Raw genomic sequence first — 15680 nt, forward strand, 5'->3', positions numbered from 1 at the left:
AAGAAAAATGTTTTTTAAAATTTTTAGTAATCGATGAAATACATCTTTTTATTAAAAAGGGAGATAATCTTTCGACTATCTCCCTTACAAGTAATTACGCCCAAGTAATTTACTTATGAATATGACATAAAGAAAACAACTTTAATTCGTTTTTATTTAACAATGTAAAAATTGACACATAGTATGTAACAAACGGATTTTAAATCTTTAAATCAATTTTAATGCATTTAAAAATTTTATTTTAAATTTTAACAAAAACTGCAGAAATTCTACAGCAATATTTTTCTGAGTTCAAAGTAAATTTGAAAAAACAAAAAGAATATGAAAAATATTAATATAACTAAGAGAAAAAATCACATTTCTATTGAACTTAAAAAAGAATCATTTGATGTTAGTTTGAAGACTAAAATTAAACACCTCAACAATGTTAAAATATTTAATGTAATTATTTTATCTGATAAATTGAAATTATCAGTACATCCATACAAGCATAATGATTTAGATAGTTTAAAAATTGAATTGGAAAAAAAAATAATGAAAAACTAAATTTTTAAAATGCAAATCTATTTTTTAAATTTCCTTTGCTTAGTGTTTTAGAAAGATTTCTAACAATATTATGTCGTAAATTTAAATCAACATATTTTATATGAAATGTATTTTCTAAATAATTTAAAATATTATGGTTTTTAGTTGCTATTATTAAATTTTCAATATTTATTTTTTTTTCAAATAGTATATAAAAATCTTCCGGATCATATACAATAAAAAACAAATAATGTTTTTTAGATTTAATTTGAAAGTCTTTTGATTTTTTTAAATCATGAAAATTTAAATTAAAACAATAATTATCAGCCATTTCCTCAATACTATCAAAATATAAATCATATTTATCATAAACAAGGATTTTTGCGTTTTCCATATTTCAAATAATTTCTTTGTTAGTAATCTTTAAGTAATAGAGTAATTTTTGTTTCAAATTCATCATAGACATCGGTTTTAATTCTATTTAAATCTACTGTTATTAAATCTAAATTACCACACAAAAGATTTAATAAACTAATATTTTCTGAAGCAACAATAAGAGGCCTATCTGTTGAGAGCATATCAAATAAGTAGATAAGATCTAAATCTTCATAAACAACAAAAATTATTAAGGCTATATTTTGTGTTCTTAAATCTTTTATAAATCGACTTTTAGAATATTTAATAAAATTATAATCGAATCTAAATTTAAATTTTAAAAACCTAGACATATAATTTTTGCTATCACAAACCAAAATTGTTTTCAATACTATTAAATTTGATTATTCAACTAAATCATTAATGTTGTAATTCTGCCTTTAAACTATAAAAATCATTAACTGTTTTTCTTTAAAAACAAGTTAACTCAATTTTACATTCCTTAATTTCATCTTCTTTACAAATAATTATATTTTTTAAAGCATTCTTGTGAAATCTACTTATTGTTTTAATATTGTATATTTCATTACAAGTTACTACACCAAAATCAAATCTTCCAGTTCTATCAGTAAAAACAGTTTTTAATAATTTGTTATTTTCATTATAAAGATTAACCTGAACTTTACCAATTGGAGTTTGTGTAACTCCTTCTATGATTGCCCCAGATAATAAATGATTACATTTATGACCTGATTTAAAGTAATTAGCATAAAAATTACTCAAAGAAATGAAACAGAATATTTGATATAAAACTGAAAATAAAGTTGTATAAAATCTCATAAAATAATTATTATAAAAAATTTATATTTTAAGAATTATAAATTCACTTCTTCTATTTTTTTGATGTTGTTCTTCCGTACAATTAGATTGGTTAGTTGGTTCACAACCACAATCGTTTACTAATTCTGATTCACCGTAACCTTTACCTGTTAACCTATCTTTTGAGATACCATTTTTCACTAACCATGCGATGGTTGATTTAGCTCTTCTGTCTGATAATGCTTCGTTGTATTTAGCGGTTTGACGGCAATCGGTATGAGAACGAACATCGATGTGCATGTTTGGATATTGTTTCATTACTTCCACGATTTTTGCTAATTCTACCGCTGCATCTGGTCGAATATTTGATTTGTCTAAATCGAAGTAAATAATATCAATTCCTAAAGCATTTCTTAAATCGTCACCTGGTTTCATTGGTTTTTCGGTAAGTTCTAAGATGATTTTAGATTCTGTGATTCCTGGATTGTTTGGAATGATAGCGGTTATCTCATTTGTGTTGTAATTTGGTTTTTCTACCCTAATTTTTAATTTGGCATCACATTCTACGGTTCCAAAATCGTACTTTCCAATAGCATCAGAAGTAACAGTTTTAAGTTTATGTCCTCTAATGTCAAATAAAGTTACAGTTGCTGATACAATAGGTTCTTGAGAATCAAAATCTACAACAATTCCTTTTAAGAGTTGTTCACAATCTTTAGGGATTGCCGCAGTTTCTAAAAATTTGTAAATATCATCATAACCTAAATTATCATCTTTTCTGTTAGAGGATACAAACCCTCTTTTAGATTTAGTATCAATAATAAAAGCAAAATCATCCATCGAACTATTTACAGGTTCTCCAATATTTTTAATGCTTCCAACAGTTCCGTCATCTTTCAATTCGGTAACAAATACATCTAATCCGCCAAGCCCAGGATGTCCGTCTGAAGCAAAGTATAATTCGTTATTTTTTGAGATAAAAGGGAAGGTTTCTCTAGCTTCGGTATTGATTTTGTTTCCTAAATTCTCTGGTGTTCCAAAACTACCATCTGTATTAATACTTACTTTAAAAATATCAGAAGCGCCGAGAGTTCCTGGCATATCTGAAGCAAAGTATAACGTTTTTTCATCATCACTTAAAGCAGGATGTGCTACACTGTAGTTGTTATTGTTAAATGGAAGTTCTTCAATATTTGTCCATTTATCTCCTTCTCTTTTAGCTCGGTAAATTTTTAAAAGAATGGTTTGTTCTGCGTTTTTACCTTTTTTTCCATTAAGATAATTGTTTCGGGTAAAATACATAATATTGCCATCTTTTGTAAAAGCGGGAGTAGATTCATGATATTTTGAAGCTACACTTTTAGAAAATTTTTCAGGAGTTCCTAAATTGTTTTCTTCCGATTTAGAAGCGCTGTATAAATTAGTAAACGATTGATTGTTCCAATTGTGTTTTTTACTGACAATCCCTCCTGTATCTTTAGCAGATGTAAAAACAATTTCATTTTTATAAAAAGCTGCTCCATAATCCGAAAACTGTGAGTTAATACCTGCATTTTCGATTTCATAGCGTCCTGAATTTTTCTTTATCTCTTCTAAATAGTAAGTTTGCGATTTGGCTAATTTCCCTCTTAAATCGGTTCCGTTTTTGGCATTAAATTGCGCCATCATTTGATCTGCTTTTTTGTAATCGCCCACTGCTTTTAAAGTTTGTGCATATCTAAAATAGTATTCGGCATCTACAGGTTGATTCATTGCAAAAAGCTCTGTGTACCATTTGTTAGCATCTTCTAATTTTCCCTGAAAGTAATAGGAATTTCCTAATTTTTGAAAGAGTTCAACTGATTTATATCCTTTTTCAGCTACTTTTTCATAAGTTTCAATTGCATTTACATATGCATATTGTTCATAATTAGTATTTGCCTTTTTGATTTTACTTTCTTGCGCATCTACTAAAAAACCATTTAGTAAGAATGCCACTATAACTATTGCTTGTGTTTTCATATTATGTTTTTTTAGAAGAATCTTGGTGAAACAACTTTCTCTGATTTACCTTTAAACTCGTAACGTAAAAATATTTCATGTGAGCCTGAATTATAATTTACAAGTTTTGTTGTTTCAGCATCATAACTGTATCCTATAAACCAAGCGTCAGATATTTGAAAACCTACTAATCCACTAAAAGATGAATCCCATCTCCATGCTGCACCAAAAACAAACTTTTCATCAAACATAAAATTCCCCGTTAAATCTAATTGAAGTGGAGTTCCGGTTACAATTTTGGAAAGGAAAGCAGGTTTAAATTTAATCGAAGGGGACAAGTCAAAAACATATCCACCAATTAAATAATAATGCATTCTTTCTTTAGCGGAGACAGACGTATTATCATCAAAATGAGCTGTTTCTAAGAAGTTTGGAACCGATAAACCAGCGTATAACTTATCAGAATGAAAGTAAATACCTGCTCCAAAATTTGGAGAAAACTGATTATCTATATTATTTTGAAACTGAGGATCGGTTAAATCATATCGATCTAATTTTGTGTAATCAACATTAAGTAAGTTAGCAGTTCCTTTAATACCAAAGGATAACTTATAATTTTCAGATGTTGGAATAGAATAAGAAACATCCACCGAAATTGCATTTTCATCTGATGGTCCAATCCTATCATTTACAAAAGAAACACCTAACCCAAAGTTAGAACTACTTACAGGACTATTTATTGAAAAAGTATTATTAACTGGTGCCCCATCCAAACCAATCCATTGTGCTCTGTGCAAACCAAAAACACTCATAACTCCTCGGCTACCTGCATAAGCAGGGTTAACGTTTATGGTATTATACATATAATTAGTATACTGGGAATCTTGTTGAGCATTGACTTTTTGATTGTACATAAAAAGCAAGACTGAACAAATGATTATATTTTTAATTGACATTTTCATATTCTATTAATTATTTTGGATATATAGATATCCTGCTTTTTCAATATTTCGTCTTCCATTTATTCCATCGTAACTAAACTCGTATTTCAAAATATAAAAGTAGGTGCCTGTTGGTAATAGTTCGTTTCTTGAAATCGTTGATCTCCCATCTGAGTAACCTTTGAAAACATTATTTAAATTATCATAATTAGATGCTTCAAATACCTTTATCCCCCAACGATTATAAATTTCTACCGTGTTATTTGGATAACAATCCAGACCTTCTATAAAGAAAATATCATTGGAATTATCATTATTTGGTGAAACAGCATTCCATATTACAACATGACATGCTAATGTTAGGGTTTGTGTATGGACAGTAGAATTCCCACAATCATCCGTAGCAGTCCAAGTCCTAATTAATTCATATCTGTTAGAACAATTCCCATCAACTCTTTGCTCGTCAAATGCAACTATAACGCTTCCGCAATTATCAGTAGCTGTTAACATAGGTGCAGTTGAAATATTATCACAATCAGCAAAACCATCTTGTGGTAAATCTCCTGTAAAAACAGGTGGAGTTGTGTCCTGAATAGTAATTGTTTGAATATGAGTAGCTTCATTCCCACAAGTATCAGTAGCCACCCATGTTCTAGTTAATATATAATTACTTGGACATGAACCATTAGTTCTCACTTCATTGTAAACTACAGATGCAGAACTACAATTGTCAGTTGCTGTTAATATTGGAGCTGTTGGAACAACGTCAGAACACTCTAAAATTAAATCTGAAGGAAGGTTTTCCACAAATACTGGATTTGCATCATCAGTAACAGTAATAGTTTGTATTAAATTAGCTACGTTTCCTGCACAATCAGTTAAACTATAAGTTCTAGTAATAATATATGGACTACCTAAACATCCTGTTCCACCATTGTTCGTATCTGCTACCGTTACTGTAACTATCCCTGAACAATTATCAGCTTCATCGGTAATTGCATTTACATCAGCTAATGGTACATTTACAATACATTGGAATGTTAAGTTTGCTGGTGCTGTTGCAGTTGGAGCAATATTATCATCAATCGTATACGTGTAAACCCAATCATGTGTATTGCCTTCGCAATCTGTAAATGTATACGAATATGTTACATTACCCTCACATATTGGCATTGATGAAATTACTGGTGCACTTGGAGTTAATGTGTTTCCACAAGCATCCGTTACTGTTGGAACTGTTGGAGATACAACATCCGCTGGACAGGCAACTGTTGAGCTGGCATTGGCTGGCATTGTAAAATCTGATCTTTCAATCGTATACGTGTAAACCCAATCATGTGTATTACCTTCACAATCTGTAAATGTATACGTATATGTTACATTACCCTCACATGTTGGCATTGATGAAATTACTGGTGCACTTGCCGTTAATGTGTTTCCACAAGCATCCGTTACTGTTGGAACTGTTGGAGATACAACATCCGCTGGACAGGCAACTGTTGAGCTGCCATTGGCTGGCATTGTAAAATCTGATCTTTCAATCGTATACGTGTAAACCCAATCATGTGTATTACCTTCACAATCTGTAAATGAATACGAATATGTTACATTACCCTCACATATTGGCATTGATGAAATTACTGGTGCACTTGGAGTTAATGTGTTTCCACAAGCATCCGTTACTGTTGGAACTGTTGGAGATACAACATCCGCTGGACAGGCAACCGTTGAGCTGGCATTGGCTGGCATTGTAAAATCTAATCTTTCAATCGTATACGTGTAAACCCAATCATGTGTATTACCTTCACAATCTGTAAATGTATACGAATATGTTACATTACCCTCACATATTGGCATTGATGAAATTACTGGTGCACTTGGAGTTAATGTGTTTCCACAAGCATCCGTTACTGTTGGAACTGTTGGAGATACAACATCCGCTGGACAGGCAACCGTTGAGCTGGCATTGGCTGGCATTGTAAAATCTGATCTTTCGATAGTGAAGCTTTGTGTACAATCTTGACTATTTAAAATACTATCTTCACCTAAATCTCTAACATTATTATCATTAGGATCAGCATATTCAGTTATTGTATAAGTTCTTATAACGTTTCCTTCACAACCAGGATCTAATGTATTTGAAGCAATTATTTCGATTACACCACAAGGTGAATCTCCAATTACACCATCTGCATTACCAAGAGCTTCAAATTGCACCTCAGTAAGTAAAGTATCTGTTGGAATATCAGCATAACAGGCAACGATTGTTGCTGGAAATGTTGGACATATAACTTCAAACATACAACATGAAGGCGCTACTGCTGCCAAATTTATAGTGTTACATCCGTTAGTATCCTGAATATTTATATTATAATTCGAACCAGTCGGTATAGTACCTGAAGTCCATGTTGATGTTCCATTTCCATTATCTACCCAAGTTCCTGGCGCACCTGTTCCTGTGGCAACAAAAGGAGTTGCACCATTAAAAGTTGCAGAAACCGTGTATAACGTTCCTAAACTATTACATGAAGTTATTGTTGTGCCAACTTGTGAAATGTTTGGAAATACTTCTATAGTAGCTTGATTATCTAAATATGCTGCAGTACATAGATTACCGCTTACTTGAATTGTAAAAGTATTTGTTCCTATTATTAAATTAGATGCAGGTATTGTAATATTTAAATTACTTCCTGTACCAGTACTAGTTGCTATAATTGTTGCTAAATCAGATGATTCATAAACATTATAAACTGCTCCATTAACCGAATTAACTATTGTAATAACTCCATCAGAATTTATACAAACATCCGAAGTATTTAAAGCATTATTAGTTTGTAATGTTCCTGCAAAAAACAAGATTGTATCTGTGAGAACACCACTACAACCTGGATTACCATTTGAAGTAGTAACGGTATATTCTGTACCAATAGCCGGTAAATTTACTGCAGGAATTGTTAATATTAAATCTCCCCCATTTCCATTTCCTGTGATGGCAGGTACAAAAGAATTCCCATTTTCATCTAGCACTTCATATGTAAAACCTACTTGGGAATTACTGATGGTTACATTTTCAGGATTATTACCATTTAAACATAAATCTACATCAGATACTGCCAATGAAAAATCAGGGTCATCTGTTACTGTAACAGTAACACTACTTGAATAACTTTGTGGATTTACGCAGCCTATTGAAGGAGTTAATGTAGCGGTATAAGTTGTAGTTTGAGTTACTGTGACTGAAAGGGTAGTTCCTGAACCAACGGTGTTCCCAAAATTATCTGTCCAAATAATATTATACAAATTATCAGAAGAAGCAATACCGGTTAAAATAACATTGCTTCCTGGACAAACATAATTTTGGCTTGCCAAAGCTTGTGGCGCTTGTTGTGCCGAATCAATAGTAATATTTGACTCTGAAATGTAACATGATGATGACGTTCTTACAAAATAATCTCCCGATGATAAACCTGTAAATACTTGCTGCAACGCATTTGAATCTGATGCTGTATTTGCAGTAAATGTTTGCAACGGGGAACCAGGGTTTGAAACCTCAAAAATTTGCCAAGTAATTGGATAAACAGGTGTTCCATTTGTAATTTCCGCTAATACTACACCAGAACTTGGATTAGATGAGTCACAATAGGTACTTTCTAAATCTACAGAAATATCTTGATAATTTGAAACTGTTACAGGTATGTAAAATTCTTCGAAAATATCAGGGTCAAGATTACCAGTAGCTCCGTAGCCATTTATGTAATTAGGTGTTTGAAAATTGACAAACCTTAACACATAATTGCCTGATGGAATATTAGGTATTATTTGAGCTTTCCAAATGTTATGATTAGTTGTAGATGGCGGCTCTGTATAAACATCTCGAACAAAAGCTCCTGGCAAACCCAAACCATTATCTAAATGTAAATAAACTTGAGCATGAGTAAAAGTCCCTGAATCATTGGTAATTCCTGGCGAATTTAAATCATACTGAATACTATTAGAATTAGCACAATTTAGCAAAACATTAACCGTAGGATTATAGGTGGCTGACAAAGTAGTTTGTGTTCTGGTAATAGAATAACCACAAGCATCTGTAATTGTAATGGTATAGCTGGTATTACCAGGCAAATCTCTTATTATTTGATTACGATCTACAGAATTAATTATGTTTCTAACAATCGGAAAATTCACTGTAAAAGTACCTGCTAAATTATAAGGGTGAGCTGCTGTATATGTAATACTCGTATTGCCATTCGTAGGCATAATCGAATACGTTAATGGGTACGACAATTGATTTCCCAAGTTACCAAAACACCCAATGCATTGCCTAATTACTAACCCTCCTGTATTTTCTCTTACAGTATTAAATGTAGTAAAACCAACAAGATCTAAAGGTTTAGTCGCAGGCTCTAAAACAGTTACAAAACGTATTGTAGAATGACAACCATCATCATAGGTAACCCTATAATAACCAGCAGAAGGCACTTGTATAACTCTATTATTTGAAAAACCAGATAGAAAAGGTGAACCTACTATCGGGTTAAATGTACCAGACATTAAAGGATCTTCTAATTCAATTGTTATTTGAAAATTAACACACCAATCTTTTATATCCCAAACTGAACGTATGAAATACTGATTCACACAGTCATTTGTTGGTATAGTTACTTGTTGAGCGATCATTTGGTTTACTGGAGTTGGTATTATGCCGTTTGCAGTTGAAAAATCGCAACCGTCAGTAAAAGTAGCACTCCAAGTATCTCCTGCTTGTAATATTGGAGATTCAAAACCAAAACCGACATAACTAACAGGACTAAGAGCCACCACCATAGGTACAGCAGGTGCCCCATTAATAGATATCATGGCTCTATTAGGATCGGGATTATTTTGAATTCTTTCTCTCCAAGTTTGATGATTTGGAATTGTGTTACTAGAAAAAAAATATAGCCTAAGTGTATTACACGTGGTAGGGCATCCTACTTTAATTATTTCGGGCACAGTAGTTGCTGGTAATCTTATTGTAGTATTTGTCGGTATAACCCTTGTTTGTAATACCGTAACCTCACAACCACTAACTCCTGGCTGGTCTGTAACACTAAAATTGTATGAACTAGCCATTAATCCTGTAAAGGTATAAGTTCTAGACATTGTAGGCGCAGATGGCGAATTAGTTGCCCCAGCGCAAGTATATACAAATGGCCCCGTACCTGTGCCTGCCGCAACGTTTACAGTCAAAGTAGCATTGTTCGTATAATTTGCACTAGCTGGATTACAAGTAGTAATGGCATGCGAAGATGTTACAACTGGAGAAACATAACTTGTTGTAATAGAAATAGGATTATTACTAGCCTGCACAGTAGATAAACCATCTGTTAACCTAACACTATAGCTACCTGCTTGCAATGAGTTAAATACAACTGGCCCACCATTTGCAGGTATAGAAAGTTGTTGTTCAGAACCCGATGGAGGTGTTAAAATAGCCACCCAGTTAGTACAATTTACAGCACCAGGAACTTGAACAGAAATACTTGCATTTGCAAAGCAAGTACCATTTGTAGGAGTTGCAGTAAATGAAGCAACGTCACATTGTGCATTAGCTGAATAAGATAATACAAGAAAAAAAAACAAAAATATGTTTTTTATATTCTTAGGAATCATAGGTTTCATTTGTCTTTAAGTTTAGAGGATTAATAAGACTACTTTGTTATAATTTAGATATAGTTTCAAGGATTATTTAAGATGATTAAAACCACTTTTTAGTTTCTGGTTTAAAAAAGTTGGAATAATCGAATCGCTACAAATAAATTAACCAAATCTATTACTGCAACTCCAAAATAGTTATATCCATGATAAATATGACTACAATCATGTAATATGCGTTAACTTTGAGTGATTAAAAATTATAGACAAATAAAAAAGAGAGTTTTTCAACTCTCTTTCTGGAATTAATTGCGCCCAAGCAATTAACTACACTATGAATTTCTTCCAAATTTAATTAGTTCTCAAATCATTAAAACCATAATTGTAATAATTGAGATAAAATGTGTAATATTTGTAATTGGCATAAATATTTTAAAAAATCTCAAAATTGATTCAAATGAAAAATAAATGGTCTCTTTGAAACAATCAAAACGAAAAACTAATGTTAAATACATATATTCCTATTAAAAATTATTTCAATAATAATAACTTATAAAAATAACCAAATCACTCTTTAATAATTTTTTTAATAGTATTTTCTCCTTCATTATCATAAATTTTAATAAAATAAATTCCATTCATTAAATCACCAAGATCAACATTAAAATTATTTAAATTCTCTATAATTTTTAATTGTTTTATAAATTTTCCATTCACATTAAATAACTCTATTTTACTTATCTGATATTCACTCATAATCGTTAAATAATCATTAACTGGATTAGGAAATATTATAACTTCAATTGAATTATCAAAATCTAAACTTGTTAATGTTTCATTTGAAGAACATCTAGTTAATTGATTATTCAAATAGCGTTGCTTACTTTCATTTAAATAATTGTTATAATTTGAAGCATTCCCAATTGGCGGCCAGATTGAATTTGATAAATAATAGGTTAACATATTATTCAAATAATAGGAATTTGGCGTAAGTGCTGTTGTTCCACTTGGTAAAATTGTACCGTTTTTATTATTATTATACTGATAATGACCGGAACCACTTAAAGTGTAATTCCCTAACAAAAAACCTGTATTAGTAATCTCGTTTGATGAAAAATTTTGATTATTACTAGCTGGGTTATTGTTCATAAAAATTCCGTATAACTCAGCTCTATTTCTATGAAATGTATTATAAGGACCATTACTACCGTGAGAATCATCGATAACAACATTTTGCACAATATTACCCTCAAAAAGATTTGCATATGGATAATTTCCGTGTAATACTAAATCTCCTGCGGAGTTAGAAGGCAACGAAACACCTGTCCAATAAGGATCTCTCGAATAATTATAACTAATTACATTACCATTACTACCTGCTTGAAGTAAAACAGAATGCCTTAAATGGGAAAAAATATTGTTGTAGATTAAGCATTCACCTGATGTATTTTGTAAAACTACACCATATGCTTTTCCATCATTTCCATAATCTAATCCATCTTGAAAATAAGAGCCCTCAACTACCACGTTTGTAGCATTATCAACTGAAACATGTGCGAAATTTGTTTTTATACTCTTTACACAACTTACCTTAACATCAAAAGCTCTATTAATATTTATATTAGACGTTTGCGAGGCTGTAGCATCTAATCTCTCTATTGATAAATTTTCCACTCCTACATTTTTAAGCATGTTCAGTTTTGTTACCTTGGGTAAATTTACAATGAGATAATCTCTCCTTAATGGACTTGAAAAAGTAATTTGATTTGAATTAATTGAACTAATCTTTAAAATTTGCCCGGTTGAACCAATTGCCCAAGTGGATGTAACTTTAGCTGTATCATCATCACTTAACTTTACAAAATCACCAACTTGAAATAAAGAGGAATTTGTAACTTGAATTGAATTTGTCGCAATTGATGCGGTTTGCGTTAAACTTGTTTCTGTTGAAGTTTGGGTACCTTGAATTTGAATAGCGTTATTAACACCCCCTAGATCAAATTTTAAAAATGTAGTATTAGCCGACTCACCTCTTAAAATAACATTCGTTTTTAAAATAATTCTTTGATTAAAAAGATAGGTGCCAGCAGGAAAGTAAATAATTGCTCCTGAATTACCGATACTACTTAATATTGTTGACATTGCAGCATCACTATTTGTAGCTCCTGTATTATCACCTCCACTCATTTGAAAATTAATAATAGTTGATGGTTCAACAAAACTCTTGTTACCTGCTAATGTCCAATCTACTCTTCTTGCTGTAGAAATTGTTTGAGCAAAAGATAACTGGATTGCTAAAAGAATGAAAATTACATTTTTATTCATATCTAATAATTTTATTAAAGAGAAAGAAAAAAAAATAAAATTCAACACGCTTTGTAATAAACTTAATTACTCATGTAATATTTGCAAAAAAACAATTAAATTAAAAAGAAACACCATCATAAATATCATGATAAATTTAGATAAGAACGACTGTATTTTTTATGAAATATGTTAAAAAATCATATTTTGAAACTGATAATTATTATTTTTTTAAAATGTTCGCTTTTTAAAAATTATTAACAAACAATCTTTAAAAAAACAAATAAATTATAAACCATCAAGCCATTTTTAAATCATTTATTGCATAATATAAATCGAATATTACTTCTATTGATATTTGAAACTAAAAAAACATTTCTTTGGCGAAATAAAGAAAACACATTTTGGGTTTAGCTTATATAAATTCAAATCAAACTAATTTTAATGAGAAAAGATTTATTACAAATTAATACTTCTAAAGCAATTCATTTTTTTGATGTAAATAAAATTTTCTTTTGTAAATCAAGAGGAAAGGTTACAGAATTTCATTTAAACGAAAGTATTTATTTATCAAACAAAAATCTTGGAGAACATGAAAAAGATTTAGAGATTTTCAACACTTTTGTTAGAATACATCATTCATACATTATTAACATTAATTATTTATTAACCGTCGACAAATCTAAGTTTAATTGTACTTTGATTAACAATGCAAACATACCTATATCAAGAAGAAAATTAAAAAAATTAATTCATTTTTTAAGCAATAATAAATAATTGAAATATTTTTAAAAAATCTCTAAATGAATTAATTGATTTATCAAATTTTTTAAGGTTTTTGATTTACCGAATATTAACTATATTTTACCGAATATTACACCCCTTTTTTGTTGCAGAAATTTTAATTGTAAATTTATATAGTAATTTTTTTTTCATAATCAGTTTGGGGAAACGAATGATTATTCAAAGGTTAGGCGAGAAACATTTCTCGCCTAATTCTTTTAAAATTGATAGCCCTCTAAACATACTAAAAAAGTGATTTCATTTTATTAAAATATTAATATTTATTAAAAAATAAAACTACTTTTGTTCTAAGTAATTATTGTTCTATTCCTGAACACGAAATTGAACACGATTTTATAAAAAACTAGTAAATTTTGGTCTCGGAAGCCCAGTAAACAGGTTAAATTTTACTGATTGCCGAATTCATAACCCTGAGGTCACGGGTTCAACTCCCGTCTTCGCTACGAAAACCCGAAATTTTACTCTATTGTAAATTTCGGGTTTTATTTTTTTAACCTAATCCGTTGATAATGAAATTAAAACAACTTTACATAGCTCTTTTCATACTTTCTAGCGCCTTTGGGTTTTCCCAATTAAAAACTATAACGAACAAAACAACATATCCATTTTGGATTAATGTTCCTGAAAAAGAAAGTACTGAAAAACAACCCGTTTTGATTTTTCTGCATGGAAAAAGTCTTTCTGGAACTGATTTAAATCGTGTGAGACGTTATGGTGTTTTACGAGCAATGGATAAAGGAAGAAAAATCCCCGCTATTGTAGTGGCACCTCAACTAGCAAAAGGAAGTTGGAATCCAGATAATGTATTAGAAGTATTAGAATATGTAAAGAAAAACTACAATGTAGACGAATCTAGAATTTACGTTTGTGGCATGAGTTTAGGCGGTTATGGTACATTACACTTTGCTGGAAAATACGCCGATAAAATCACCGCAGCAGTTGCTATTTGTGGTGGCGGAAATGTTAAAGATGGATGTAAATTAGCCACAATTCCACTATGGATTCAACATGGTGATATAGATTATATTGTACCAATGTCAGAATCAAAAAAAGTGGTAGATGCCATAAAAAAATGCGACGAAAAGGCAGATGTTACTTTAACCATAATCAAAGGTGGAAATCATGGCAATGTGGAACGTCTCTTTCACGAAGACGCAATGTATGATTGGTTATTTAAACAGAAAAGAGAGTAATCCGCTACTTTCGCTTATCTTTGCCGAATGAGTATCACATTATTATCTTCCCCTTTACAAGGATTTACCGATTTTAGATTCCGAAACGCTTTTCACAAACACTTTGGTGGCATTGACACTTTCTATTCGCCTTACATCAAACTGAATGGAAAATTGGTGGTAAAAGGTTCGTACGAACGTGATATTCTTCCCAAAAACAACAACACTTTAGAAGTTATTCCGCAAATTATAACGAATGATGCCGAAGAATTTTTATTCGTTGCAAAATACGTTCAGCAATTTGGATACAAAGAATTGAATTGGAACTTAGGCTGTCCGTATCCAATGGTGGCTAAGTGTGGAATGGGTTCGGGATTAATTAGTAATACTTCGCAAATTGAACATATCTTAAAACGAGTTCACAACGAAACCGACATTATCGTTTCAATGAAAATGCGAATGGGTTATGAAAATCCGACCGAAATTTTAGATGTTTTCCCTATTTTAGAACAATATCCAATTAAAAACATTGCTATTCATGCCCGAATTGGCAAACAACTATACAAAGGTGGCGTTGATTTAGATTCGTTTCAGAAATGTTTAGATACTTCGAAACAGAAGATTTATTACAATGGAGATATTACTTCGGTAGCCAAATTCAAAGAATTACAAGAACGTTTTCCTTCAATTGATCATTTTATGATAGGACGAGGCTTAATTGCCGATCCTTTTTTACCATCTATGATAAAAAACAACTCTACAGAGTATCCAAAAAATAGATTCGAAATTTTCGAAGCTTTTCACGATGAAATTTATCAACAATATGATGCGTATTTACAAGGTCCAACGCCTATTCGCATGAAAATGTTAGGCTTTTGGGAATACTTTTCAGAATCGTTTTCGAATCCACAAAAGACTTTTAAAAAGATTAAAAAAGCAGGAAATAGTAAAAACTATGAAGCTGCTGTGAAAGAGATTTTTAAAAATGGGTAAATAAAAATCCATAATACAAATACAATCAATTTATTACCAGTTATTAAAAAAATAATACCACTTATTACTTCACTCCTATTTCACAAATAGAATTTCCTAACATTTGCTCGATAAATAAAAGCCAAACACCTTG

11 protein-coding genes are annotated in these 15680 nt (G+C 30.9%); 4 read left to right on the top strand and 7 right to left on the bottom strand.

Features of this window, described 5'->3' with window-relative positions; translation table 11 throughout:
- Positions 1 to 321: 321 nt before the first annotated feature.
- Positions 322 to 546, top strand: coding sequence for a hypothetical protein (locus IM755_RS00005; protein ID WP_194093051.1), 225 nt, complete (start codon positions 322 to 324; stop codon positions 544 to 546).
- Between the two features lie 4 nt (positions 547 to 550).
- On the opposite strand, the gene IM755_RS00010 is transcribed toward IM755_RS00005, so the two are convergent.
- From IM755_RS00010 to IM755_RS00040, 7 genes are all read right to left on the bottom strand, one after another.
- Complete coding sequence (locus IM755_RS00010; RefSeq protein WP_194093052.1) at positions 551 to 919, bottom strand: hypothetical protein; 369 nt, start codon at positions 917 to 919, stop codon at positions 551 to 553.
- A gap of 19 nt (positions 920 to 938) precedes the next feature.
- Entirely contained in the window at positions 939 to 1289 is a 351-nt protein-coding gene (locus IM755_RS00015) for a hypothetical protein (RefSeq protein ID WP_194093053.1), read from the bottom strand.
- An 82-nt stretch (positions 1290 to 1371) separates the two neighbouring features.
- Positions 1372 to 1740: a hypothetical protein gene (locus IM755_RS00020; protein ID WP_194093054.1), complete on the bottom strand. Its 369-nt coding sequence runs from the start codon at positions 1738 to 1740 to the stop codon at positions 1372 to 1374.
- 21 nt (positions 1741 to 1761) lie between these two features.
- Positions 1762 to 3720, bottom strand: coding sequence for an OmpA family protein (locus tag IM755_RS00025; RefSeq protein WP_194093055.1), 1959 nt, complete (start codon positions 3718 to 3720; stop codon positions 1762 to 1764).
- Positions 3721 to 3731: 11 nt separating this feature from the next.
- Entirely contained in the window at positions 3732 to 4661 is a 930-nt protein-coding gene (locus IM755_RS00030) for a PorP/SprF family type IX secretion system membrane protein (protein WP_394368295.1), read from the bottom strand.
- 6 nt (positions 4662 to 4667) lie between these two features.
- Positions 4668 to 10262 carry a gliding motility-associated C-terminal domain-containing protein gene (locus IM755_RS00035; protein ID WP_194093057.1) on the bottom strand — a complete coding sequence of 1865 codons (5595 nt, stop codon included), beginning with the start codon at positions 10260 to 10262 and terminating at the stop codon, positions 4668 to 4670.
- 579 nt (positions 10263 to 10841) lie between these two features.
- A complete protein-coding gene (locus IM755_RS00040; protein WP_194093058.1) occupies positions 10842 to 12599 on the bottom strand; it encodes a T9SS type A sorting domain-containing protein in 1758 nt (585 codons plus the stop codon).
- Positions 12600 to 13022: 423 nt separating this feature from the next.
- Here IM755_RS00040 and IM755_RS00045 point away from each other — a divergent pair, with 423 nt between their 5' ends.
- The 3 genes from IM755_RS00045 (at position 13023) to IM755_RS00055 (ending at position 15547) form a co-directional block, all read left to right on the top strand.
- Positions 13023 to 13355 carry a LytR/AlgR family response regulator transcription factor gene (locus IM755_RS00045; RefSeq protein WP_194093059.1) on the top strand — a complete coding sequence of 111 codons (333 nt, stop codon included), beginning with the start codon at positions 13023 to 13025 and terminating at the stop codon, positions 13353 to 13355.
- A 536-nt stretch (positions 13356 to 13891) separates the two neighbouring features.
- Positions 13892 to 14575: a carboxylesterase family protein gene (locus IM755_RS00050; RefSeq protein ID WP_194093060.1), complete on the top strand. Its 684-nt coding sequence runs from the start codon at positions 13892 to 13894 to the stop codon at positions 14573 to 14575.
- 27 nt (positions 14576 to 14602) lie between these two features.
- Entirely contained in the window at positions 14603 to 15547 is a 945-nt protein-coding gene (locus IM755_RS00055; protein ID WP_194093061.1) for a tRNA dihydrouridine synthase, read from the top strand.
- Positions 15548 to 15680 lie beyond the last annotated feature (133 nt).

The sequence above is a fragment of the Flavobacterium proteolyticum genome (assembly GCF_015223105.1).
In the GTDB taxonomy this organism is placed as follows: Bacteria; Bacteroidota; Bacteroidia; order Flavobacteriales; family Flavobacteriaceae; genus Flavobacterium; species Flavobacterium proteolyticum.

Bases quoted from the DNA above. Each gene is read 5' to 3' on its own strand.
- IM755_RS00005 (WP_194093051.1), top strand. From the start codon at position 322: ATGAAAAATATTAATATAACTAAGAGAAAAAATCACATTTCTATTGAA.
- IM755_RS00010 (WP_194093052.1), bottom strand. From the start codon at position 919: ATGGAAAACGCAAAAATCCTTGTTTATGATAAATATGATTTATATTTT.
- IM755_RS00020 (WP_194093054.1), bottom strand. From the start codon at position 1,740: ATGAGATTTTATACAACTTTATTTTCAGTTTTATATCAAATATTCTGT.
- IM755_RS00025 (WP_194093055.1), bottom strand. From the start codon at position 3,720: ATGAAAACACAAGCAATAGTTATAGTGGCATTCTTACTAAATGGTTTT.
- IM755_RS00030 (WP_394368295.1), bottom strand. From the start codon at position 4,661: ATGAAAATGTCAATTAAAAATATAATCATTTGTTCAGTCTTGCTTTTT.
- IM755_RS00040 (WP_194093058.1), bottom strand. From the start codon at position 12,599: ATGAATAAAAATGTAATTTTCATTCTTTTAGCAATCCAGTTATCTTTT.
- IM755_RS00045 (WP_194093059.1), top strand. From the start codon at position 13,023: ATGAGAAAAGATTTATTACAAATTAATACTTCTAAAGCAATTCATTTT.
- IM755_RS00050 (WP_194093060.1), top strand. From the start codon at position 13,892: ATGAAATTAAAACAACTTTACATAGCTCTTTTCATACTTTCTAGCGCC.
- IM755_RS00055 (WP_194093061.1), top strand. From the start codon at position 14,603: ATGAGTATCACATTATTATCTTCCCCTTTACAAGGATTTACCGATTTT.